Annotated in this window: 18 protein-coding genes; 10 read left to right on the forward strand and 8 right to left on the reverse strand. The window is 44.9% G+C overall.

Annotated features, from left to right (window positions below):
- Window positions 1-29 precede the first annotated feature (29 nt).
- Together ABXT70_RS04375 and ABXT70_RS04380 are read left to right on the forward strand one after the other, a co-directional pair.
- Complete coding sequence (locus tag ABXT70_RS04375) at window positions 30-2,108, forward strand: oxidoreductase (protein WP_443641954.1); 2,079 nt, start codon at window positions 30-32, stop codon at window positions 2,106-2,108.
- 38 nt (window positions 2,109-2,146) lie between these two features.
- On the forward strand, window positions 2,147-2,497 hold the full coding sequence (locus ABXT70_RS04380) for a cupin domain-containing protein (RefSeq protein WP_443641955.1): 351 nt from the start codon (window positions 2,147-2,149) through the stop codon (window positions 2,495-2,497).
- Here ABXT70_RS04380 and ABXT70_RS04385 read toward each other — a convergent pair whose 3' ends face one another.
- Together ABXT70_RS04385 and ABXT70_RS04390 are read right to left on the reverse strand one after the other, a co-directional pair.
- Window positions 2,498-3,784 (reverse strand): NAD(P)/FAD-dependent oxidoreductase, encoded by a 1,287-nt coding sequence (locus tag ABXT70_RS04385; protein ID WP_443641956.1) that lies wholly within the window; start codon window positions 3,782-3,784, stop codon window positions 2,498-2,500.
- Window positions 3,785-4,324: 540 nt separating this feature from the next.
- A complete protein-coding gene (locus ABXT70_RS04390) occupies window positions 4,325-5,128 on the reverse strand; it encodes an SDR family NAD(P)-dependent oxidoreductase (protein WP_443641957.1) in 804 nt (267 codons plus the stop codon).
- A 431-nt stretch (window positions 5,129-5,559) separates the two neighbouring features.
- On the opposite strand from ABXT70_RS04390, the gene ABXT70_RS04395 reads away from it, so the two are divergent.
- The 8 genes from ABXT70_RS04395 (at window position 5,560) to ABXT70_RS04430 (ending at window position 15,196) form a co-directional block, all read left to right on the forward strand.
- Window positions 5,560-6,864, forward strand: coding sequence for a M24 family metallopeptidase (locus ABXT70_RS04395; protein WP_443641958.1), 1,305 nt, complete (start codon window positions 5,560-5,562; stop codon window positions 6,862-6,864).
- A gap of 40 nt (window positions 6,865-6,904) precedes the next feature.
- Window positions 6,905-8,380 (forward strand): NAD-dependent succinate-semialdehyde dehydrogenase, encoded by a 1,476-nt coding sequence (locus tag ABXT70_RS04400; RefSeq protein WP_443641959.1) that lies wholly within the window; start codon window positions 6,905-6,907, stop codon window positions 8,378-8,380.
- Between the two features lie 77 nt (window positions 8,381-8,457).
- A complete protein-coding gene (locus ABXT70_RS04405; RefSeq protein ID WP_443641960.1) occupies window positions 8,458-10,632 on the forward strand; it encodes an alpha-ketoacid dehydrogenase subunit alpha/beta in 2,175 nt (724 codons plus the stop codon).
- A gap of 17 nt (window positions 10,633-10,649) precedes the next feature.
- Complete coding sequence (locus tag ABXT70_RS04410; protein WP_443641961.1) at window positions 10,650-11,186, forward strand: VOC family protein; 537 nt, start codon at window positions 10,650-10,652, stop codon at window positions 11,184-11,186.
- 61 nt (window positions 11,187-11,247) lie between these two features.
- Complete coding sequence (locus ABXT70_RS04415; protein ID WP_443641962.1) at window positions 11,248-12,528, forward strand: pyruvate dehydrogenase complex dihydrolipoamide acetyltransferase; 1,281 nt, start codon at window positions 11,248-11,250, stop codon at window positions 12,526-12,528.
- Between the two features lie 56 nt (window positions 12,529-12,584).
- On the forward strand, window positions 12,585-14,000 hold the full coding sequence (gene lpdA / locus ABXT70_RS04420) for a dihydrolipoyl dehydrogenase (protein WP_443641963.1): 1,416 nt from the start codon (window positions 12,585-12,587) through the stop codon (window positions 13,998-14,000).
- Window positions 14,001-14,071: 71 nt separating this feature from the next.
- A complete protein-coding gene (locus ABXT70_RS04425; protein WP_443641964.1) occupies window positions 14,072-14,317 on the forward strand; it encodes an FmdB family zinc ribbon protein in 246 nt (81 codons plus the stop codon).
- A gap of 129 nt (window positions 14,318-14,446) precedes the next feature.
- Window positions 14,447-15,196 carry a sulfite exporter TauE/SafE family protein gene (locus ABXT70_RS04430; RefSeq protein ID WP_443641965.1) on the forward strand — a complete coding sequence of 250 codons (750 nt, stop codon included), beginning with the start codon at window positions 14,447-14,449 and terminating at the stop codon, window positions 15,194-15,196.
- 28 nt (window positions 15,197-15,224) lie between these two features.
- Here ABXT70_RS04430 and ABXT70_RS04435 read toward each other — a convergent pair whose 3' ends face one another.
- The 6 genes from ABXT70_RS04435 to ABXT70_RS04460 all read right to left on the reverse strand — a co-directional run bounded on the left by ABXT70_RS04435 (window position 15,225) and on the right by ABXT70_RS04460 (window position 23,707).
- A complete protein-coding gene (locus ABXT70_RS04435) occupies window positions 15,225-16,253 on the reverse strand; it encodes a LacI family DNA-binding transcriptional regulator (protein ID WP_443641967.1) in 1,029 nt (342 codons plus the stop codon).
- A 240-nt stretch (window positions 16,254-16,493) separates the two neighbouring features.
- Entirely contained in the window at window positions 16,494-17,522 is a 1,029-nt protein-coding gene (locus ABXT70_RS04440; RefSeq protein WP_443641968.1) for an ABC transporter permease, read from the reverse strand.
- 4 nt (window positions 17,523-17,526) lie between these two features.
- Window positions 17,527-18,549, reverse strand: coding sequence for an ABC transporter permease (locus tag ABXT70_RS04445; protein WP_443641969.1), 1,023 nt, complete (start codon window positions 18,547-18,549; stop codon window positions 17,527-17,529).
- A complete protein-coding gene (locus ABXT70_RS04450; protein WP_443641970.1) occupies window positions 18,546-20,075 on the reverse strand; it encodes a sugar ABC transporter ATP-binding protein in 1,530 nt (509 codons plus the stop codon). The genes ABXT70_RS04445 and ABXT70_RS04450 overlap by 4 nt, the downstream gene beginning before the upstream one ends.
- 186 nt (window positions 20,076-20,261) lie before the next feature.
- Window positions 20,262-21,281 (reverse strand): sugar ABC transporter substrate-binding protein, encoded by a 1,020-nt coding sequence (locus ABXT70_RS04455; RefSeq protein WP_443641971.1) that lies wholly within the window; start codon window positions 21,279-21,281, stop codon window positions 20,262-20,264.
- Window positions 21,282-22,027: 746 nt separating this feature from the next.
- Entirely contained in the window at window positions 22,028-23,707 is a 1,680-nt protein-coding gene (locus ABXT70_RS04460; protein WP_443641972.1) for an extracellular solute-binding protein, read from the reverse strand.
- Window positions 23,708-23,710 lie beyond the last annotated feature (3 nt).

Consider the following 23,710-nt stretch of genomic DNA (forward strand, 5'->3'; position numbering starts at 1 on the left):
TAATTATTAATTGCCATGGGGCAAAGTAAATGTCTAATTATGATGTGTTATTTGAATCCGTTAAAATCGGCCCAGTGACGGCTAAAAACCGCTTTTATCAAGTGCCTCATTGCTGTGGTATGGGGCACTTACGCCCCCAAGCCCACGCCGCTATGCGGGGCATGAAAGCCCAAGGTGGATGGGCTGTGGTAAGTACTGAAGAAACAGAAATCCATCCCAGTTCTGATTTATCACCCGCTGTAGAGCAGCGTCTTTGGGATGAACGTGATATCCCAGCACTGCAATTAATGACTCAGAGTGTACATGAGCATGGCGCCTTGGCAGCTGTTGAATTAGTGCATAACGGCAGCCACACTTCTAACTTATATTCTCGGACCCCAGCATTGGCACCCAGTAGCCGTTCTTTAGACATTATTTATCCAAAACAAGCTCGTGCCATGGATAAAGCCGATATTCGAGAATTTCGTCGTTGGCATAAAGCTGCCGCTATACGTGCTAAGCAAGCGGGTTTTGACATCGTTTATGTTTATGCTGGGCACGAGATGTCTTTGCCTCATCATTTTTTATTACCTGAATATAATCAACGAACGGATGAATACGGCGGCAGTTTGGAAAACCGGCTGAGACTCACCCGGGAACTGCTGCAGGACACGCAAGAAGCCATAGGTGACAGCTGTGCCGTGGCATTCCGTTTCGCTGTGGACCAAATGGCGGGTGTTGACGGTATGCAAGCGCATGAAGAAGGGCGGGCGGTTGTGGAAATGCTGGCCGATATACCAGACCTGTGGGACGTGAATGTGTCTGGTTGGTCAAATGATTCAGCCACCTCTCGTTTTAAACCAGATTCAGGTTACCAGACTGAATACACGAAGTTTGTAAAACAAGTGACGAATAAACCTGTGGTGGGCGTGGGACGACTGACCTCACCGGACATGATGGTGTCGTTAATTAAACAAGGTGTCCTTGATTTTATCGGTGCGGCAAGGCCGTCCATTGCAGACCCCTTTTTGCCCAATAAAATCCGCGAACAAAGGATCGAAGAAATTCGAGAATGTATTGGCTGCAATGTGTGTGTGTCTTGCGATAACTTAGGTGTGCCCATTCGTTGTACACAAAATCCCACCATGGGAGAAGAGTGGCGTCGTGGCTGGCATCCAGAACAAATTGCGCCTGCTAAAACACCTCAGTCTGTGTTGGTCGTGGGTGCTGGGCCTGCCGGTTTGGAATGCGCTTTACAACTGGCTAATCGTGGTCATGAAGTTATTCTTAGTGAAGCTAGTAAACAGTTAGGGGGTCGTGTAATAGCTGAGTCTAATTTAAAGGGCTTGGCTATATGGCGCCGTGTAAGTGATTACCGGATCTATCAATTACAACAGATGGACAATGTTAATATTTACCTCGACAGTGCTCTAGATGTCCAACAGGTATTGGAGTTGGGTATTGAGCAGGTGTTTGTTGCCACTGGCGCTATCTGGAGAAAAGATGGTATTGGCCGTACCTCTCGTAAGCCGATAGCAGGATTAGAGCAGGTTGCCGTTTATACCCCCGATGACGTTATGAGTGGTGTTCCTCTTGGCCAAGGCCCAGTAGTGATCTATGACGATGATCAAGGTTACTTGGGCGGCGTGTTGGCCGATCACTTGAGTGACTTAGGCCACGACGTTCTTTTTGTCACCAGTGCCAGCATTGTATCGCCCTTTACTGAACTTACTCTTGAGCAAGAACAAATTCAACGGGGATTGGTGGCTCAGGGAGTAGGCATCTATACCAACAAAATCATTGTTAGCGTTAGCCAAAAGTCTGGCCATGCTGGGGTTGAATTGAAATGTGTATATGGGGGCCAAGATGAATGGCTTGCTTGCGCTAGTTTGGTATTAGTTACAGAGCGCGAATCGGCTTCACCCTTGTATGAGCAATTACAGCAGTGGCAAAAAGACGACGGCACCTCGATGGCGATGTCGGTGGCCTTAATTGGTGACGCGCTGGCGCCGGGTTTGATTGCCGACGCAGTATTTTCTGGTCACCAAGCAGCGCAGGAGTTTGAGGCCGACCCTGACATCATAGAACAAGGACTATTCAAACGCGAAATGCCTAGCCTCAATTCATAAAGCCACGGAAGCTTGCTACCATTACACCTGAGGAATACATGATGAAGCCAATCCCTAATACAGACCGACGCGTGGTGAACATTTTTGAAAGTGTGTTCACTCCAATTCAGTCAAACGGTAAACCAGACGGCGAGGTTCTACAACTTAATGATGACAAACCTTTAGGCAGTGGTTTCTTTATTTATAAAATGGAGCCAGGAGCTGTGACTGTGCCGCATAAACACTCAGGCGACGAGGAATTCTTGATTATCCAAGGAGACCTAAGAGACCATGACGGCGTCGAATATCGCCCTGGCGATCTGGTGTGGCTTCGCGACGGCACTGTCCATAATTCAACCACCAAAAACGGCTGTCTTATCGCGGTCTACGCCTTGGAACCGGATTTTTAGCTAAATGTTCAAGCTGTCTATGAATCGGTAATACATGAGAGACGGGGCAAGGAACCAGGGCTTGCCTGCATATAGTGGGCGTGTCTGAAATTTAATTTCATTAAAAATTGTTTGACCTCCTTCGAGCCCAAGCACCTGTTGCCCAAGTTTCATTCCAAGATACCCAGCCATGCCCACTCCTGAGCCACAGTAGCCCATGGCATAGTAAAGGCCATCTTCTTCTCCTACATGCATGAGTGAATCAAAGGTAAATGCCACATAGCCCATCCAGGAATGACTGATCTTTGTATTTTCTAATTCTGGGAATATTTGAGATAATGAGTGCTGGAGCTTGGGGCCGCTCAGGCGTGGATTAGTCTCTCCAATAGAGACGCGTCCACCAAATATAATACGGCTTCTATCAGGGCTTGGACGGTAATAATACACCACCTTACGCGTGTCGCTAACGATGCGATTTTTTGGCATTAGCTGGTCCATAAGGTCATTCGCAAGAGGCTCTGTCGCAACCACATAGCTGCCAATAGGAATCACCCGGCGTTGCAACCTTGGTGTTAAAGAACCCGTATAACCGTTGGTAGCGATAATGACTTTATCGGCTTGCACAATACCTTTTGAGGTTTTTACACTAAAACCATTTTTATCCCTGTTGATATTCTCAGCTGCGCAGTAAGAAATAATGACCGCGCCGGCTTCATGCGCTTTACCCAGCAAGCCTTTATGATAGGCAGCAGGATCGACTGAGGCGTGCTGAGGGTAGATAGCCCCACCAAAATAGATATCTGTGCCTAATTCAGAGCGCTGTTCTGATCTCGGGACCATATAAGCGCCATCCTCAAATCCAGAAACTTGATCTTCAACCGCCCTCGCAAGTTTTTCATATTGCGCAGTGTTGTGTGCGGCATGGAAACGCCCCACCTCAGCATAACTGCAGTCAAGGCACTCTTCTCTGATGAAGTCTCCAGTAAAATGTAAGGATTTTTCACCTTCCCTATGAATGGCAAAAGCCATGTCTTTACCGTGTGTTGCCTCAAGCTCAGAAAAGCTCGGTTTTATGCTGGTGCTGACTTGTCCACCGTTTCTTGTACTGCAGCCCCAGCCAGCATGTTCGGCATCAATGACTAACGTGTTTCTTGACCCTCTGGCAGTCTGGATTGCAGCATGAAGCCCTGTGTAACCTGCGCCTATGATAAGGACATCAACTTTTTTAGGAAGTTCTATGTTTTGCTCTGTTGGTGGCGCGCTACGATCCCACCAATAAGGATGTTCTTTAAAATCTTGTGTAAACATAACTTGTCTCTTTGTGTAAGCCCCATTATTAACATTAGTAAATACAAAAGTCCATTACATAAAGTTTGAGGATAAAATCTATCAACCTAATGATAACGTTAAGAATTTAAGATTTATTCGTCTTGATTAATCGGTTAAGATTGAAGAAATTATCGTAGCTCATGCGAGTCAGTTTCAGGGGCTCATTCCAAAGCACTATAAGCACGATTATTACGCAGTATTATTGTATTTTTATGCCTAAATGATTGAATTTTCTTGGGTGGTATAACGGTAAGTCATTGTTGACTCCTTGGGGTAGTTGTTTCAAGCCAAAAGGGGCTGAAGTATCCATTCGTAGAAGAGGTGTACTGCTAGTGGCTCATTGATGGTTGAAAACTTGGAGCATAATCAAATTATTCAAGAGCTTGAGGATGAAGAGCTATTTGAAGAAAATTAATGTGCCGTGGCACAGCCAGAGGGGGATGGTGACTTGGGAGATGGCAAGTGCAGTAAAGCAGACGAACCACTGTCACTGGATAGTGGTTCGTCTCGTAGGTGTTGTTACTGCATAATCATGCCGCCATCGATCATAATCAACTGACCGGTCATATAATCAGATTCGCCGCTCGCAAGGAAACTTGCTGTGCCTACCACATCTTCTGGGTAAGAATAGCGCTTCAGTAAGATCATGTCTTCTGCCAACTGGTCCATTGACTGGCCTTCCTTTTCAAACTTTCCAATAGCGACTAGATCTTTGTCTAGTTGTTCCCATAGCTCGGTTCTTACTACCCCTGGGCCATAGCCGTTTACAGTGATATTTTCTGCTGCCAAGGCTTTGGCACCACCATTGATCATGGCTAAAACAGCATGCTTACTGCAGGCGTAAGGGACGACGTCGTCAAACGCTTGGCGTGACAGGATAGACCCCACGTTGATGATTTTGTAAGGCTCGCTTTGCTTGCCTTGCTTGATCATTTGTTTGGCTGCTTCTTGCATACCAATTAGGGTGCCTAGGGCGTTAATATCCATGATGTGTTGCCAGTTTTCTTCCGTAATGTCTAAGAACATTAGCGGCTTATTGACCCCAGCATTATTTAGCATCACGTTGATGCTGCCAAAGGCCTTAGCGGTGGCTTCTACAGCGGTTTTTACTTGATCACGTTTGGTGACATCTACTTTTGCAGCAATTGATTCCCCACCACTCGCATTGATGCGGGCAACAACCTCATTGCACCCTTCGAGATTAACATCTGCAACACAAATTTTAGCTCCTTGTGCTGCGTAATGCTCTGCAATTGCTGCGCCCATGCCACGGGCTGCGCCCGTAATCATTATATTCTTGCCCTGTAGGCGGGTAGTGTCCATAAGTCATTTCCTTTACGTTTAGTTTTATATTTTAAGGCTCAGCCAGTTTCGTCAAGCGTATTTGGCTTATGTGCAAACGATTGCACCATGAATGCATTATTAAGTCAAGATCTAGTTTAAAAAAAATACTTAGAGTATGGCTAGCTATCTTGTATCTAACCAATCATCTGCAACTCACTCTTATTGTTGGTTATAGTAGATATTTTCTAAAATAACTAGGTATTAAATAGGTTGACTAACTTTTTATATTATGGTGCAATATGAATGCAATCGGTTGCATTAATTTTGTTTTGGCCGGATACACATGCAGTAATTAAAGGTTTATGTAAGTGACCTGCATCGGCCAATATTATTAACAAAGAAGAGCTGGGATCATCACTTCTAAAACTGCAGTGACAACACACTAATACTAGAATTTATAAGGTAACATTATGACTATATTAACATCTACTGACCCTAAGATTGTAATGCCAGGTGATATCGATCCGCACTGGGATTGGGCGGGGATGATCCCAGCTCCTGGGCGCATGAACGTAGATTTTGAAGAGCGTGTTGATTTTCGTCGCTTGCACAATTACCGAACTGCTCGAGCACGTCAGGCCTTGGCCAACTCTAATATAGGTGCATTGTTGTGCTTTGATAACAATAATATTCGTTACTTAACCAGTACAGTTATTGGTGAATGGTCACGCGATAAGGTTTGTCGTTATACCTTATTTACAGGCAACTCAGAACCTTACTTATGGGACTTTGGCTCGGCTGCAGCGCACCACCGCCTGCACAATCCTTGGCTTGAGAAAGATCGGGTTATGGCTGGCATGCTGGGTCTACGGGGCTCTGTTCCAGAAGATGTTGGCTTGTTCCGTAATGCGGCAAGACAGATTGCTGATTTGTGCCGCAAGGAAGGCGTATTTGATATGCCCATTGGTGTCGACATTGTGGAACCTCCCATGATGTTTGCGCTGCAAGCTGAAGGCCTAAACGTAGTGGATGCTCAGCAAGTCATGTTGGATGCTCGCATGATTAAGAGCATGGATGAAATCATATTACTCAACACTGCGGCCTCAATGGTTGATGGTGCTTACCATCACCTGTCTGAAGCGTTAAAGCCAGGTGTGCGTGAAAACGAAATGGTGGGATTAGTTAATAAGTTCTTGTATGACAACGGCTCAGACGATGTTGAAGCGATCAACGCCGTATCTGGCGAACGTTGTAGCCCGCACCCTCATAACTTTACCGACCGTATGTACAGGCCAGGAGATCAGGCTTTCTTTGATATCATTCATTCGTATATGGGTTACCGCACCTGTTACTACCGAACTCTGAACGTAGGTTTCAAGACGCAAGGCCAATCGGATGCCTATAAGCAAGCACGTGAGTGGATAGATGATGCAATTGCGTTGGTTAAGCCAGGCTTAACCACTGATAAGATTGCAGCAGTTTGGCCCAAGGCAGAGGATTTTGGCTTTACCAATGAAATGGAAGCCTTTGGTTTGCAGTTTGGTCACGGTCTAGGTATGGCATTGCATGAGCGTCCAATAATTAGCCGTTTAGTGTCGTTTGATAAGCCGTTTGAGCTGCAGGAAGGTATGGTATTTGCCTTAGAAACCTATTGCCCAGCGCTTGATGGTAGCGGTGCAGCGCGTATTGAGGAAGAGGTTGTGGTCACTGCTGATGGTTGTAAGATACTTACTTTGTTCCCTGCTCAAGAACTGTTTGTGGCTAATGCATATTAATCATGCACTTTTTACTTCTCCTTGAACTAATGGAACTAACATGACAAGTCAGTTTACTGCAGGACTCACGGTCGATCTAGCCACTAGCGTGCCCACCGACTTATATATTAATGGTCAATGGGTGCCAGCAGCAGATGGAGGCACCTTTTCAGTTATTAATCCAGCCAATAATCAAGCCTTAACCAGTGTCGCTTCTGCCTGTGAGCAGGATGTACTTAGTGCCATTGCAGCGGCTCATGATGCAGGTCATAGTTGGGCTAGCTTCTCGCCTCGTGCACGGGCTGAAATTTTGCGTAAAGCCTTTGAATTGATGATCGAGTATAAAGACGTCATTGCTCGACTTATTTCTTTGGAAGAGGGTAAGACCCATGCTGAAGCGTTAGGTGAAGTGGGTTATGCGGCTGAGTTCTTCCGCTGGTATGCCGAAGAAGCCTGTCGCGATCAAGGTACGTTTATGCGTGCGCCGTCTGGGGCAAACAATATATTGGTTAAAAACCAACCAGTGGGGGTGTGTTTATTGATTACGCCATGGAATTTTCCAGCCGCCATGGGCACTCGAAAGATAGCACCAGCACTTGCTGCGGGTTGTACCACTATCCTCAAGCCCGCATCAGAGACTCCTTTAACAGCGCTGTATTTAGCTCAACTGCTAGAGCAAGCTGGAGTGCCGGCAGGTGTGGTGAATGTGATTCCATCTAAACGCTCCTCCATGGTGTCTGAAGTCAGTTTAAGTGACTCACGGGTTAGAAAAATATCTTTTACTGGTTCGACTGAGGTGGGTCGGTTGTTATTGGCAAAAGCCAGTGAAAGGGTGGTTAACTGTTCAATGGAGCTGGGTGGTAATGCACCATTTATCGTATTAGAAGACGCGGATATGGCGGTTGCTGTAGATAGTGCTATGGTTGCCAAGATGCGTAATGCGGGTGAATCTTGTATTGGTGCCAATCGCTTTTATGTGCATCACAGTCGTGCTGAAGAATTCTCATCAGGCCTTGCCCAAGCTATGAAGGCATTGGTACTGGGTGACGGTATGAAAGAGGGCGTAGATGTTGGCCCATTAGTGAATGCGAGTACGATCAATAAAGTAGAGCAACTGGTGGATCAGGCCATAGAGTTAGGGGCCAAAGTGTTAACTGGCGGCTCACGAATTGCAGGCCCTGGTTTTTTCTATCAACCCACGGTGTTGGTTGATATACCTAAGCATGCGGATATCCTGCGCGAAGAAATATTTGGTCCCGTAGCCCCGATCGTCACATTTACTAGTCAAGACGAAGTTATTGAGGCTGCAAATGACACAGTGTTTGGTTTAGCTGCGTATGTCATTGGCGCTAATGTGGGCAACGCCTTAGCGGTTGCAGAAAAGTTAGAAGCAGGGGTTTTGGGAGTGAATAGGGGCTTTATTTCTGACCCAGCGGCACCCTTTGGCGGGGTTAAACAAAGTGGTATTGGTCGGGAAGGTTCACAAGACGGTTTGCATGAGTTTACTGAGAAAAAATACATCGCAATCGATTGGTAATAAAGCCCCACTGAATCGCAAACGGGGTCTTAACACATCAAGAACCGTGTAATCACTAATTGATAGGAGTAATGGCCGTGGCCAAGGCAACAAATATACCCATAGATGTAAAATGGCTGCAAATCACGGCAACGGATGCCGATTGGAAAAAAATAGGTAAGCCTGAATGTATAAAAATGCTCACCCATTTGCATATTATTCGTGCCTTCGAAGAAACCTTATCAGGTCTAAATAATAATGGCTTGATTCACGGTCCTTTGCATCTAAGTATTGGCCACGATGGGGCTGTTGTGGGTGCTATGTCAGAACTTGGCACGGATGACTTGGTGAATGGCTCCCATCGAGGCCACCATGTATTTCTCGCTAAAGCGTTAAATCATGTACATGAACAAAATGTTGAGTCATCGGCAGGGAAATTTTCCCCAGCCGTCAAGGACACTGTGTATCGAACTATGGCTGAAATTATGGGTTTACAGCCTGGCTATAGTGGTGGTCGTGGTGGTTCTATGCATCTGCGCTGGAAAGAAGCTGGCGTGATTGGCACTAATGCTATTGTTGGTGGCGGCGTACCTACTGCTGCCGGTGCTGCGTGGTCGCAACAACGAGATAGCAAGGGTAAAGTTGTGTTAACGGCTTTTGGCGATGGTTCGTGTCACATAGGTAATGTGCTTGAAACCTTTAACCTAGCCGCTCTTTATGATTTACCCCTATGTTTTTATATCGAAAATAACGGTTATGCGGTGTCTACAACAGTGGCCGAACAAGCCCGTGAAACGCGTATGTCTGCCCGTGGTATTGGCTTTGGTATTCCCTCCTTCAAAGTAGATGGTATGGATCCTATTAGCGTGCGTATGGCCATGCAAAAAGTGAACGAACTGTTACGCAATGGTCAAGGCCCTGCTGTATTAGAAGTCGATGTGTATCGTTTCTATCACCACAGTGGTGGGGTTAAGGGTAGTGCCTTTGGTTATCGTGAAAAAGAAGAAGAGCAGGAGTGGATTGCACGTGATCCATTACGCTTCATGGAAGCTAAAATGATCAATTTAGGTTGGCTCAGTCAAGAGGATTGCGATGCCATGGGCGCAGAGGCAGCTGAGTTAACTGCTAATGCTGCAGCAAGATTAACTGTCACTAGTAATGGTACCCGAACTATCCGTGAGGAATTGTGGCCAGACCCCAATACCTGTGATGACAGTCTACGAAGTAACCTAGAAGAGTTAGAGCATCTAGACTATGTAGAGCAAGAACATTTTACTGGCACGCTTGCACCCACTAAGTTCATTGCTGCGATTGCTAAAAATATGGTGCGCCGCTTTGATACGGACGAACGTTTGTTTGTGTTAGGGGAAGACGTGCATAAGCTGATTGGTGGCACTAACGGAGCGACGAAGGGCATCCCCGAGCGCTGGCCTGATCGTTGTGTACCGACACCCATAGCTGAACATGGTTTTGTTGGCTTAGCTGGAGGGGTTGCCGTGACTGGTAAATATCGTCCAGTGGTTGAGCTAATGTACCCTGATTTTGGTTTAGTCGCAGCGGATCAGTTGTTTAACCAAATTGCTAAAGCGCGGCATATGTTCGGGGGCACCATTAACATGCCTTTGGTATTGCGCACCAAGGTAGCCATCGGCACAGGATATGGCTCTCAACACTCTATGGATCCTGCAGGATTGTTTTCTATGTGGCCTGGTTGGCGCATTGTGGCACCGTCTAACCCGTTTGATTATGTTGGTTTAATGAACTCTGCTTTGCTGTGTGAAGACCCAGTTTTGGTGATTGAAAGTGTAGAACTTTATAACAAAGTGATGCCTGCCGCAGTTGATAATGATGATTATTTTATCGCTCTCGGTACCGCTAAAGTGGTTCGAGAAGGTGCTAAATTCACTGTGTTAACCTATCTAAATATGGTGGGTAGGGCGATGGACGTTTGTGAAGAGCATGGTATAGACGCTGAAATTATCGACCTTCGATCGTTAGACCGTGCTGGACTTGATTGGGATACCATTGGCGCTAGTATTGAAAAAACCAATCACGTTATCGTACTGGAGCAAGGCTGTGTTACTAATTCTTACGGTGGTCTGGTGGTTGAAGAAGTGCAGAAACGCTACTTTGATCACTTGGATCATCCAGTAAGACGTATTCATGGCGGTGAAGCATCGCCTGTGGTTTCTAAGCCTTTGGAACGTGCAGCGTTTGTTGGTGCAGAAGAAATCCTTACGGGCTTTGAACAAGCTATCGCTGATCAGGGCTAAAATATAAGGTGCTAAATATGAGTAACACAGTGGGCATGCCTGGACTAAGAGGTATCGATCATATTGGGATAACAGTACCCAATTTAGAACAAGCTGTAGATTTTTTTGTCAATATTGTTGGCTGTGAGCCGTTTTATGAATTAGGGCCATTTGAAGCTAGTGAATGGCTCGCTAAAACCTTAGACGTACACCCCGATACAGTGATGAAAAAGTTACGTTTCTTGCGTTGTAAAAATGGCACCAATCTAGAACTTTTTGAATACAGTTCACCTGGTCAAAAAACCCAAGTGCCTAAAAATAGCGATATAGGAGGGCATCATTTGGCCTTCTATGTCGATGACTTTGACCAAGCTCTGGCTTATCTAATGTCCAATGGCATAGAGGTGATGGGTGAGCCTGTTGTGCGCACTGCAGGCCCTAGTGGCGGCCAAACATGGGTCTATTTTAAAGCCCCATGGGGCTTGCAATTAGAATTGGTAAGCTTTCCAAAGGGCAAACTGTATGAGCAAGCATACGACCATAAATTGTGGCATCCGGCCTACCCAGACCAATAGGCTGACTAGCTTATACTTGTTCTTAGGGAACAAGTAATTATGTACATTGAGGAGATTTACAGTGCCAATCGAAATTAAGATGCCTGCCATAACCCCAGACTTTGATGCGGGTAATATTAGCAGTTGGGATAAAGCTGTAGGTGATAAAGTCGCCAAAGGTGACGTACTGGTTGCCATTGAAACTGATAAAGCCGTGATTGAAGTTGAAGCTGAAAGCGCAGGTATACTGGGACAAATTGTAATTCCTGCAGGCACTGATGATGTGGCCGTGCATTCGTTAATTGGGTACCTATTAATTGGTAATGAAACCATTGCAGACCTGCCTAATGCGCCGGCAGCAGGTCAACCTGCAGCCACTCCTGAAGTGCTGGACGTTAACCCAGAAAACGCCTCTAGTGCGGCTGTAACATCTGCACCCGTGATAACACAAGCCAAAGAACTCGATGACAAACAGCCCCAACGGTTATTTGCCAGCCCCCTTGCTAGGCGTATTGCAGATCAACATCAAGTCGATATACATGCACTCAAGGGACGAGGACCCCGAGGTCGAATTTTACGTGCAGACGTTGAGCATGCTTTGAGCACAAAGGGACCTGACGCCATATTGGCATTGCCTGCGGCGTCGCAATCGAGTCAAGTCAAACACAACCAAATACGTAAAGTGATTGCTCAGCGTCTGGTTGCATCGAAACAGAATATCCCTCATTTTTACCTTTCTGTAGATTGCGAAATAGATAGCCTTAAAAGCATGCTTAAAGAGCTTAACGCTAATGCGCCTAAAAGCCTTAACAGCACTACAGGTAGTAAAGAAGCCACTTACAAACTCACCATTAATGATTTTTTGGTGAAGGCTGTTGCTAAGGCGATGGAACAAGAGCCACAGGTCAATTCCAGTTGGACCGACACGGCCATGTTACACCATGAGGACATCGACATATCCATTGCGGTGTCTACAGATGCTGGCTTGATTACACCGATCGTTCGTCAAGCCAACACCAAAGGTTTAGCGAGTATTTCCACTGAAATTAGTCAGCTTGCGGCAACGGCACGCAATGGTCAGTTACAAGCGCACCAATATCAAGGGGGGGGGTTTACTATTTCAAACTTGGGCATGTATGGCATCGATAACTTTAGCGCTATCATCAACCCCCCCCAAGCGTGCATTTTGGCCGTCGGTGCTGGTAAACAAAAACCGGTCGTTAAGAATGGTGAGCTGGCAATTGCAACACTGATGAACTTGACGTTATCAGCAGATCATCGGGTTGTAGATGGTGCTGTGGGTGCGAAATTTCTAAGCGTGCTAAAGCGTTTTGTTGAATCACCTGCGCATTTAATGCTGTAGCTAACATAGTTTAGAACTTAGCGTGTTTTAGACAGAAATATACAATTGGATTGGGTATGAAAAGTTTTGATTTGGTGGTGATTGGTGGAGGTCCTGGCGGCTATGTGGCGGCTATTCGTGCTGCACAACTGGGTATGTCTGTAGCCTTGGTTGAGGCTGAAGATCTAGGCGGTGTATGCCTTAATTGGGGCTGTATTCCCACTAAGGCATTGCTTAAAAGTGCCGAACTAATCGATAAAATAAAGCAAGCTGACAAGTATGGTATTACGGTCAATGATTATAGTTTTGACTTAAGTAAAATGGTAAAACGTTCGCGTCAGGTGGCTAATAATTTAAACAAAGGCATTGGTCATTTGTTGAAAAAGAACAATATTTCGGTCATCTCTGGGATTGCTAAGTTGTTAGGGGCTGGAAAACTTGCCATTACTGCAACAGCGGATAGCAGCAAAGCCTCCAGTGAACTGCAAGCAAAGCACATCATTATTGCTACTGGTGCCACAGCACGGGCCATACCCGGCTTAGAACCAGATGGAAAGTATATTTGGAGTGCTCGAGATGCAATGACCCCAAAGCACCTGCCTAAGTCTTTGTTGGTTATGGGCGCTGGTGCCATCGGTATGGAATTTGCCAGTTTTTATAATTCACTGGGGGTGCAGGTAACGGTTGTTGAAGCCTTAAATTATGTATTACACGTAGAGGATGAAGAAATATCTAACTATGCTGCTAAGGCCTTCACCAAACGTGGTATTGATATCAAGGTTGCCACTAAGGTGTTAAAAATTGAACGTCATGAAGGTGGGTTAACGGTGCATCTTAATGGTGGGGATAACCCAGCAGATGCGCACCAGCAACTTGAGGTTGAATGTCTAATTTCAGCTGTAGGCGTGGTGGGTAATACGCAACATTTAGGCTTACAAAATACGTCCATTGAATGTGATAACAGCTTTATAAAAGTAGATCAGTGGCAGGCGACCCATGAAGCCAATGTGTATGCCATAGGCGATGTTGCAGGAGCACCTTGTTTAGCCCATAAAGCCAGTCATGAAGGTATGATTTGTGTTGAAAAAATTAATGGCCTTGAACACGTGCGACCCCTTAACAAAGCCCTAATACCGGGCTGTACCTATGGCAGCCCTCAAGTGGCTAGTGTAGGATTAACGGAAAATAAGGCGTTGGCAGCCGGGCACACGCTTAAAGTGGGTCGTTTTCCTCTGGCTGCCAGTGGCATGGCGGCTGCTAGCGGAGATACTGAAGGCTTTATTAAAACCGTATTTGATGCCGATACAGGAGAACTCTTGGGGGCTCATCTTATTGGTGCTGACGTGACTGAATTAATACAAGGGTTTGTAGTGGCTAAAAACATGGAAACCACAGAACAGGAACTGATGGATACCGTGTTTGCACACCCTAGTATTTCAGAAGCGATGCACGAATCTGTAATGGATGCTTACACTCGTGCCATACACATATAAATACCCTATGCGCTTGCAGGATTAACGCCTTAACGCAAACGGGGTTTCACAGTAATACCAGGGAGTTACTCATGCCAACATACATTTATCAAACCATAGACGCTGGACCAAGCGGTGAATCTAGGCGTTTCGAACAGTTTCAAAAAATGAATGATCAAGCCTTAACTCACGACCCTGATACTGGTTTGCCGGTGCAACGAGTCATTACCGGTGGTATTGGCGTCAGGCGCAATGGTTTAAAGCGGACTACGGTGGTCAATAAAAAGAGCGCAGCAGCTACCGCCTGCGGCTGTGTTACCGGGTGCACACATCGCTAATAAACTAGTTAGTTAAAACCAGCCTTTGGCAAGGTGCTATCATTACAGCCCACCCCAAATAGGCATCTGCCTTGGCCCAATGCAAAGCCATACCTAATGCCAAGGGGCTTTAATCTTACGGTTTATTTAATGATTACTGACCCATTATTCTATTTCTTTGCTGTGCCTGCGGTACTTATTTTTGGCGTCGCTAAAGGCGGATTCGGCAACGCCATTGGTGTGGTGTGCGTGCCTTTAATGGCCATGGCAGTGAGCCCCATGCAAGCGGCGGGAATTTTGCTGCCGATCTTGTGTGTCATGGATGTGTTTGCAGTACGGAAATTCTGGGGTAAGTGGGACTCATATAATTTGATGATTATGCTGCCAGCTGCCTTGGTTGGAGTGCTGTTAGGCAGTTTAACGTTTAGCTATTTAAACGAATCTCACGTGCGTTTAATTATTGGTCTACTCGCACTGGCATTTGCGCTCAATTTTTGGCTTAAGTCTGAGTTGTCAATCAAGCAACAACCCAACCGTATCAAAGGTGCCTTTTGGTCTACTGTTGCTGGCTTTACTAGTTTTGGTATTCATTCAGGCGGACCCCCTGTAAACTTTTACTTGATTCCACAAAAGTTACACCCCACCGTGTTTATGGGCACGTGTACCATATTTTTTGGCATTACCAACTATGTAAAGCTGATCCCCTATTTCTGGTTAGGGCAACTCGACAGTGAAAACTTACTGACTTCCCTGGTATTGTTACCTCTAGCTCCCATTGGTGTGAGCTTGGGTTATTACTTACACAAGCGGGTATCTCCCCTAAAGTTCTACCAAATTTTCAATTTTTTCTTGTTTATGACGGGCTGTAAACTGACCTATGATGGCCTCATTTTATTGTGAGCGTGGTGCCTGCTGAGATGATGCCCTATTAGCCTATACCCAGTTCTATGGGGGGTGCAGTACTGTGCCTCACTTCAAGTTTAGGGGCCAGTAACACTTTCTGTTTCGGAGCATCTGGATCTTCTATCGCATTGAGAAGTAAACGCGCGGCTTGTTGGCCCATTTGCTCCGCAGGCATAGTCACTGTTGTTAAAGCTGGGCTAAGCATTTCGGCAAACGGCATGCCGTTGTAACCCACAACGGATACTTGCTTAGGTACGTTAATATTGTTGGCTAACAAGTGTTGTATCGCACCCACGGCAATCAAATCATTGCCTGCGATGATGGCTGTTGCCTCACACTTTTTATTCAAGAAATCTTTAGCTGCCCCATTGCCTGCTTCAACAGTGAAGGCGGTGGCGTCAATAATGTCTACCCGTATATTTTGGGTGTGGCAATGCTGAATAAATGCTTGCTTACGCTTAATGCCCTGCAATATGTTTTGTGGTCCTGCAATATGAGCAATGTGGGTGTGGCCCAGTTCAACTAAGTGGCCTATTGCGAGTTGGATGCCGTGATTTTCATCATCCATAACTTGATGTATCAAGTGACCATCTTTAATAGAACGGTTCACTGTCACTAAGGGGATATTGTTATCAATACAGAAGTTAACGCTAGCATCCTGCAAGAAGGCACTGGCGATGATCACGCCGTCTACACGCCGAGAAACCAGCCTTCGCATTTCAATAATGGCTTGATCTTGTTCATTATTAGTAAACAAAGTAAAGATTACAAAGTCATGTTTAGCCAGGTATTCCTGTATGCCTTTAATAATGGGAGGGAATACTGGGTTAAGAATGTCGGGAATAATAACACCAACGGTATAGGTGCGCTGGTTGCGTAAACTTGCTGCTGCAATATCTATGGTGTAACCAAGCTTATCGGCAGCACGTTTTACTTTGTTAACTACGTCACTGCTGATCATGTTGCTGGTTTTTGGATTCAATGCTCTAGATACAGTCGAGGTGCTAATTCCCAGGTGCTGTGCCACATCTTTAATACGAACTCGACTACTCAATGATTAACTCCACATTAGTAAATGATAAACCACGCACAATTATTGCACATTTGATACAGCAAAAGGAGAGTGATACATACACAATAGGACCTCCAGGCCCCAATTCGGCAACACTATGCACCGAACCGAGGTATATTTATAGCGGGAAATTATAAAGCACACAGTTTAAAAAATGTATCACTGGGGGCTGTTATTTTTGCCTATATTTATTTTGATTGCCTTATTATTCACAAGCTCTACTTAGACTTTGAAACTTTTCAAAAGTCGCTGTCGGAAACTATCTGTATCGGCTAGTTTAAGTTGTCGTTGCTGTTTGTCCTCATAAACCTTAGACATGTTCTGAAACAGAATAACGACCAGCAGCAAGCCTCCCATATACATTTGTGCAATATAGGCTGGGGTGACGTTGAACACTAAACCCGTGTTGAGAAAGTTCACCGTCAAAACGCCGACAAAAGCCCCAACAACGCCACCTTTTCCACCCAGAACACTCACGCCACCAATAAAAGCGGCTACCGTGGCTGCCAAAAGCAAGTATTGTAGGCCTAAAGGTTGGGCTGTGCCCGAGCGCAAACCGATAATAGCACCACCAATACCAGCACACAGGCCTGAGATGGCGAATACAATCATCATTGGGCGCTTTAAGCTTACTCCAGAGGCCACAGCTTCCTTACGTGCACCACCTATGGCATAAACCTCACGGCCGTATTTGGTGTAACGCATGAATAAGGCCACAAGCACAAATATTCCAAGCACTAAAAATGATGCAGGTGAGAAAATATAGAACATCTTCTCTTGAATGAAGTCTGGAATATCGAAGTCCGTTAACATCACCGTTTTTTCATCGGCCGCAAATAAAGTGATACCACGCAGGAGCATCAGTGTGCCCACAGTTAACACGATGGCACGCACCTTTAGGTAGGCGATAAAGAAACCTTGGATCAAGCCAATGCTGGTGGCTACTGCCAAGGCAATTAAGATGGCGTTGGGTGCACCAATTGAATCGGTTAATCGCACCACAATAACAGCCGACAAGGCTGCATTGGAGCCAATAGAGAGGTCAATTTCCCCAGCAATAATGCATAAGGTTAAGGCCAGGCCTACCAAGCCCAGTACAGCGAAGCGCTCCATGATGGCAAAACCAGTGTTAATGTTAAAAAACAAGGGTTCATAGATAGAGAAAAAAGCAAACACCAAGGCAGACAAGAGAATGGCAAAAGTCAAATCAGGGTCGTTACTGGTGATTTTTTTAAGGTTGAAAGATGTCATGTTGTTAGCCCTCAGAGCGGTTGTCTCTACGTATGTAAGCAAATACTAAAATACTGAATACAATCATAAGTCCTACGGATAATACCCGAGGTCCGCTATTGTAGCCTTGCAACACCATCATGTTATCTACAGCCGAGATAAAGACTGCACCTAAGCTAGTTCTCAAGGTAGAACCGTAGCCACCCATAATTGAGTTACCAGCCACCATGACGGTGGCAATCACTAAAATAGTGAAGTCGCCACTCGAACCAAATTCAGAAGAAAAGTAGTTCGCTTGAGCGCTAGACATCTGGGCAGAAAACGCCACCGCAACAATGGCACAGCACACTGACGCAATCATGCACACTTTGATAGCCATGCTTCTGTTCTCGTGGCCAGTAGCTTTACCTGCCGCCCGATTGGCGCCGATCAAATACACTTGGCGTCCAAAGCTGGTTTTGCGCAGCACTAACTCGGCTATTATAGCGATGACAATAAAGGTGATGGTGATATTAGGTATGCCCATCACAGAGCCAGTACCTAACCACTCAGCGTCATTGGGACGTCGAAAAGAAATCACCAAGTTATCGCTCCACCAACTGGCAATGCCATACAAAATACCTGCAGCACCTAAGGTCACCACTATTGGGTTGCCCCCTCTACCGATCAGTAAGCCTTGTAAGCCACCTGAAATCATGGCAACCGCTACAGCGCCAGCCAGTGAAATGACAAAGCCAAAATCATGAGACATACTCGTGGCGAAAGTGATAATACACAGGGCTGCTGTTTCTTTCATGGATAACAGAAAGAAATTACCTGATAAAGTAACAAAGGTCAGTCCAATCCCCATGATGCCCACCAAAGCGGCGTCACGCACGATGGTTTTAATATTAAATAGGGTTAAGTAATTGTGTGTTGTGATAGCAAAGCCGATAAACACCAAAGCAATAATAGCTAAAAATATATTTAAACCATTTTGGTTGAGTATGGCTATGGCTGTGCTTTGCCCAGCCCCTGGCGAACGTTTACTGTCTGCAGCAGCGCTCATGATGCCTCTCCCGCTAATTGTAAGAAGGATTCAGGTTTGGTGATTTCTTTGAGAATGTTTTCAGTGTTCACCTTGCTACCCTCTAGTTCACTGGTTAATGCACCCTTGTAAAAGGTGAGTACACGGCTGGGTAGTTCAGATATTTCAAGCAGGTCAGTAGAAGCTATGATAATGGATACCCCTGATTCTGCGAGTTCTGCAAGCTTCTGATAAATTTCTGCACGTGCTCCTACATCCACGCCACGGGTGGGTTCGTCTACTAGCATTAGCCCAGGGTTAATGGAAAGCCATTTACCCAATGCTACTTTTTGTTGGTTGCCACCGCTTAGAACTGACGCTTCGTGGGGCAGACGGTTGGGGTCTATGGTAAAGGACTCGGCGATGTCCGCACTTACTCTGTCGCTTTTGGAGGTGTTAATGATGCCTTTATCAGAGATGCGTTTTAGGTTGGGGGAGGTTAAGTTTTCGGAAATTGGACGGCCCAAAAATAGACCATCGTGCTTTCGGTCTGGTGAACAATAGGCAATACCATAGGTAATGGCAACTTTAGATGACTTGGGCAAAAAAGATTGACCGCTAGACATATCAGTTATTTGGCCCCCACGAACTGGGTGGGAGCCCGCAATGGCAGCCAAAATCTCACCAGCACCACTACCTAATTGTCCCGCAAGACCTAATATTTCGCCGTTTTTGACATTAAAGGTGATGGGGCTTAATAAACCATCTGGCCACAGGTCAGAAAATGTATAGGCTGTTGTGCCTTGGCGTTGCAGATTCTTGGGTGGAAACATATCGCTTAATTCGCGGCCCAACATTAATGTCACCAAGTTGGGTACGTCTAATTCAGAAGCTTGTTTGGTTGCCTGACTGGCGCCGTCTCGTAAGACCGTTACGCGGTCGGCAATTTTGAAAATTTCGTCTAATCGATGGGACACATAAATAACTGACTTGCCATTCTCTTTGAGGCGATTAACCATGTTGAGGATGCGTTCGCTGTCAGTTTCGCTCAATGCCGCTGTAGGTTCATCGAGAATCAGTAGTTGGGGGTTATGAGCCACTAAGCGGGCGACCTCAACCAGATGGCTTTCGCCTACTGAAAGTCTATGGACACGCATTTTGGGGTCGATGTCATTAAGCCCAACTTCATCTAAAAAGGGTCTAGCCAATTTGCTGAGGGTACTTAAGGAGGCTATAGTGGGTCCATGATTGCCACCTAGGAAAATATTTTCTGCTACTGAAAGTGTAGGGATTAGGCTTAGTTCTTGTTGTGCAATAGCAATGCCTAGGGCCTGTGCTTTATTGGGAGAGCCAAGTTCAACAGCACGGCCATCAACGAATACTTCGCCAGTGAAACCGCTATCAAAGCCACTCATGATTTTCATTAGGGTGGACTTTCCTGCGCCATTTTCTCCTACCAAGCCCAATACTTCGCCTCGGTTGATTTGAATATCAACGCCTTTGAGCGCCTTAATGGAACCAAAATGTCGTTGTATCCCCTTGAGCTCAAGCCATGGAGCATTAGTCATATCAATAGGTCCTTGTTAGATTAGTCTAGTCTAGAATGATTTATTGAGCCGGTTTCAGGCCTGCCTGATCACAGAAAGTAAAACATCTTGAGGACGTTTCAAACGTTACTTTGTTTAAAAAAATTATTAAAAAAGCGCCCAGCTGGGCGCTTTGATTCAAACACTAACAGGTGTTAACCCGTCTGCTTAATTCCAAGCACCAGAGCAAAGCTCTTCGATAGCGTATACTTTACCGTCATAACCTTTCAATGCCACTGTGTCCATGTTGGACTGAGTAATTGGTGGGTTAGGTGTAAAGTTGATGTAGTTTTCAAGCTTACCAGTAGCAAGGTACTCTTCAACTAGCTTGATAGCCAACTGACCTTCATGCAATGGAGACTGTAAAGTCGTACCGTATTGCTTACCTTCTTCTAATAACTGCTTGTCACCGTTACATACGGTACCCACTGCAATCACGTCTTCGCCCATTTTGTAGCCAGCTTCTTCTAAAGCTTTAAGACCACCAGTCAAAATGGCGTCATCCATGCCGTATACGAAGTCAATGCCTTGATCTTTCAATTTGGCAACCAACTTGGCAGCACCTTTGTAACCATTGGCTTGGCCGAAACCTTCGTCAACTTCACCGATTAGGTTCAGGTCTGAACCTTCGATGGCTGCGTTAAAGGCATCCATTGAAAGACCATAACCACCGTAAGATTGTGGGTAGGTTAATGCAACCACGTTAAATCCTGTGCCGCCAGCTGCTTTCTTTTCTTTAGCGGCTTGAACCATCATGACACCGGCGTTGCGAGCACGCAAACGGTCATCTGGGCCTGCATAACCAAAGATGTACTTTTTGTCTTGATCATTTGGCAACTGGTTAATTTTTAGAACTGGTACACCCGTCTTATGCATAGCACGCAAAGAGCCTAAGCCTGCTACTGCATCAGAAGGCCACCAAATAAAGACATCAGGTAACTGACCGGTAGACAACACTTGCTGCACTTGCTGGTCCTGTTCTGCCTGATTAAACTGGTTTTCATATACCTTGATATCGAAGCCTTTTAATTCAGCAGTGGCTTTGATGCCTTTGATGAACTTGCCGATATAGGCTTCACCAGCAGGGCCGTTAAACGAAACGATAGAAGCTGCTAGTGAGCTCATGCTCAACGTACCTGCTAATACAGCAGTACCGAGCGTCGCTACTAGGGTAGATTTTGTAGTCATAATTGATACCTAAGTTTATTTGTATTTTTATATGCAAACGATTGCATAAGCAATATGAACACACATTCTTTTTTCAGTCAATTAAAAATATGATTAAATTGTAACTCTTTTGTGTTTTTTAAACTGGTCTCGATGTTAAGCAGCTTCATTAATGATGTTAAATAATTTATATTGGCACTAAATTTTTATTTTAAATTAATAAAAACAAGGGTTTATAGTATTTTAATGTGTAATTAGTAATTGAGTCATGTTCTAAGTATAAGTTTTTAGGTTGATTTTATAGTGGCAGATTAAAGTGTGCACGTCAGCTTATTATACTTTTTTTATGTAGTTAGCTATTGGTTAGATGTGTTTTTTTCTTATCCTTTAGCAACTTAAGATTAATTAAATGCAATCGTTTGCTTTTTAATATGTATTTTTTGTTAATAGTGTATGGATTGAAAGCGATCGATTATTTAATAAATAATACATTTTAAGTATAACTTTCGGCATAAAAACTGGGCCAAGTTGGATAGTTAGAGTGGCGGATAATTTGTTTAATTGACAAGGATCATGGAGAAGAAACCGCCCTTATAGAGCGTATGTGAAGATCTCCCTTGGCATAGCGGGCAATGGTATCAACTCTCCCATGGAAAGAAAGTTGGCTGCGTAACTTGTATTACGGGTTTGCTAACCGGGCCTGCAATGAGTTCGTTGATTTTTAGAGTCAAGTGATCTGGCATCTGTGCCTACAGAGATCTACTTACCTAAACGCTAATCGACAACTTATCGAGCCGATCTTGCGCTCTTTTTAGACCAACTGCCACGCTATATGTACGGACTAAAATTGAATAAATTTCCTCACCAAGTATCTTAATAATATCAAAATATTCTGGTATTGGAGGCCTCACGCCATTTTGCACTTGACCTTTACGCTCTAATTCATCGACGAGTTCCACCACTGGGCTCACTATTTTTACCTCGGGGTCAGCACTGGTTGAATATCGAGTGCTAGAATAGTTACCATTTAAAGCATACCATTTGATAAGCTCAGGCCTAGTTAAGTACTTCATGACACGCCAAGCAGTATCTTTCCTTGCTTTGCTCATATTGTTGGGGATAGATAAGGAGAAACCACCAATGGGAGACACTGAAGTCACCCCAAATGCGCTAGGTGGAGCGCAATAACCTACCTGTTGAGCAACGGTTGTGTAATCACTTAACTCCACCATAGATGCGCGGATGGACCAACCATATGTCATCGCAGCTTCTCCTTTAGCAAAAGTACGGATCCGCTTATCCCAATCGCATGTTAGGCTGCATGGGTGAGCATAATCCAGTAACTCTAAAAGATATTCCATAGTCTTTTTGCCCACCTCGGTATCGACTTTTGGGCGTCCTTGATGAAATAACCTATTCGACTCTGTGCTTTGTAACATGATGCTTTGGCCCATAGACGCCATAGTCTGCATGAAAGTATGCGCAACTGGAGTACCTATTCCATAGTTCATGACAATACCACTTAAGCCTGGCTGTACCTGATGTAATTTCTGCGCTGCTTGCAAAACATCTTCAACTTGCTTTGGCGGGCAACCAATATCAAACTGTTCAAACAGATCTTGACGGTATAAAAATACCTCGCTAGTGGATTGAATAGGAATACCATATTGGTCGCCCTGGTAAGCTGATCCCTGCCAGGCAGCATTATGAAAATCTGTAAAATTGAATTTCTCTTCATCGATTCTATCATTCAGAGGCGCTATAATTTTTTTAGCAACAAATTCACCTAGACAAGGCAAATCAAAGGCAATGAGATCGTAATCAGACTGCTCTAATAAAGCGTTACGAATTGACTCTTGTCGCAAATCATCCAGATTCATTACCACCATTTCTACAGTGCCACCGCAAAATTCATTAATTTTACGAGGATTATCTGCAAGAAAATTAAAAGTTGGATCGGTAGGGCCTAATATGCGTAGCTTTTTATCAAAACCGACCCCATGACTTAAGGCCGAAGGAAAAGATAGGGTGCTGGACGCCATATAAGAAGCACCAAAATAGAAGTCATCCAACGACTTGCCACCCTCATTAAAACCAAAAGTAACACCGATGTGAGATTTAAGTTCAAATGCATATTCTTCGAATCTACCGATCAGCTGTTTGGAAGGATGTAAGGAAAAAGACTTTCCAGTTTTGGAACGTTGACGCTTTAGTATGTAACCGTCATCTATTAATTCATTGATTCGACGTATAGCAGAGCCATAAGGTACATTGGCTGCCATCGTCAAGGCTGTTTGGGTAAGGATTTTGCCTTCAAGATGACGGCGCATCGCATACAAAATGATGTTCCAACGAGAATCCACACCAGCCAAGGTATTTTTTCCCTGCGCCATATACTGTATTTTTTCTACAAATCCTAGAATAGAAAGTAGCTCAGTTTGGGTCATGGC

It is taken from the genome of Candidatus Njordibacter sp. Uisw_039, from assembly GCF_047730075.1.
Lineage (GTDB): Bacteria > Pseudomonadota > Gammaproteobacteria > Pseudomonadales > Balneatricaceae > Njordibacter.

What these genes read in the sequence shown, in the direction of transcription:
- ABXT70_RS04375 (WP_443641954.1), top strand. Translation starts at nt 30, where the DNA reads ATGTCTAATTATGATGTGTTATTTGAATCCGTTAAAATCGGCCCAGTG.
- ABXT70_RS04380 (WP_443641955.1), top strand. Translation starts at nt 2,147, where the DNA reads ATGATGAAGCCAATCCCTAATACAGACCGACGCGTGGTGAACATTTTT.
- ABXT70_RS04385 (WP_443641956.1), bottom strand. Translation starts at nt 3,784, where the DNA reads ATGTTTACACAAGATTTTAAAGAACATCCTTATTGGTGGGATCGTAGC.
- ABXT70_RS04390 (WP_443641957.1), bottom strand. Translation starts at nt 5,128, where the DNA reads ATGGACACTACCCGCCTACAGGGCAAGAATATAATGATTACGGGCGCA.
- ABXT70_RS04395 (WP_443641958.1), top strand. Translation starts at nt 5,560, where the DNA reads ATGACTATATTAACATCTACTGACCCTAAGATTGTAATGCCAGGTGAT.
- ABXT70_RS04400 (WP_443641959.1), top strand. Translation starts at nt 6,905, where the DNA reads ATGACAAGTCAGTTTACTGCAGGACTCACGGTCGATCTAGCCACTAGC.
- ABXT70_RS04410 (WP_443641961.1), top strand. Translation starts at nt 10,650, where the DNA reads ATGAGTAACACAGTGGGCATGCCTGGACTAAGAGGTATCGATCATATT.
- lpdA (WP_443641963.1), top strand. Translation starts at nt 12,585, where the DNA reads ATGAAAAGTTTTGATTTGGTGGTGATTGGTGGAGGTCCTGGCGGCTAT.
- ABXT70_RS04425 (WP_443641964.1), top strand. Translation starts at nt 14,072, where the DNA reads ATGCCAACATACATTTATCAAACCATAGACGCTGGACCAAGCGGTGAA.
- ABXT70_RS04430 (WP_443641965.1), top strand. Translation starts at nt 14,447, where the DNA reads ATGATTACTGACCCATTATTCTATTTCTTTGCTGTGCCTGCGGTACTT.
- ABXT70_RS04440 (WP_443641968.1), bottom strand. Translation starts at nt 17,522, where the DNA reads ATGACATCTTTCAACCTTAAAAAAATCACCAGTAACGACCCTGATTTG.
- ABXT70_RS04445 (WP_443641969.1), bottom strand. Translation starts at nt 18,549, where the DNA reads ATGAGCGCTGCTGCAGACAGTAAACGTTCGCCAGGGGCTGGGCAAAGC.
- ABXT70_RS04450 (WP_443641970.1), bottom strand. Translation starts at nt 20,075, where the DNA reads ATGACTAATGCTCCATGGCTTGAGCTCAAGGGGATACAACGACATTTT.
- ABXT70_RS04455 (WP_443641971.1), bottom strand. Translation starts at nt 21,281, where the DNA reads ATGACTACAAAATCTACCCTAGTAGCGACGCTCGGTACTGCTGTATTA.
- ABXT70_RS04460 (WP_443641972.1), bottom strand. Translation starts at nt 23,707, where the DNA reads ATGACCCAAACTGAGCTACTTTCTATTCTAGGATTTGTAGAAAAAATA.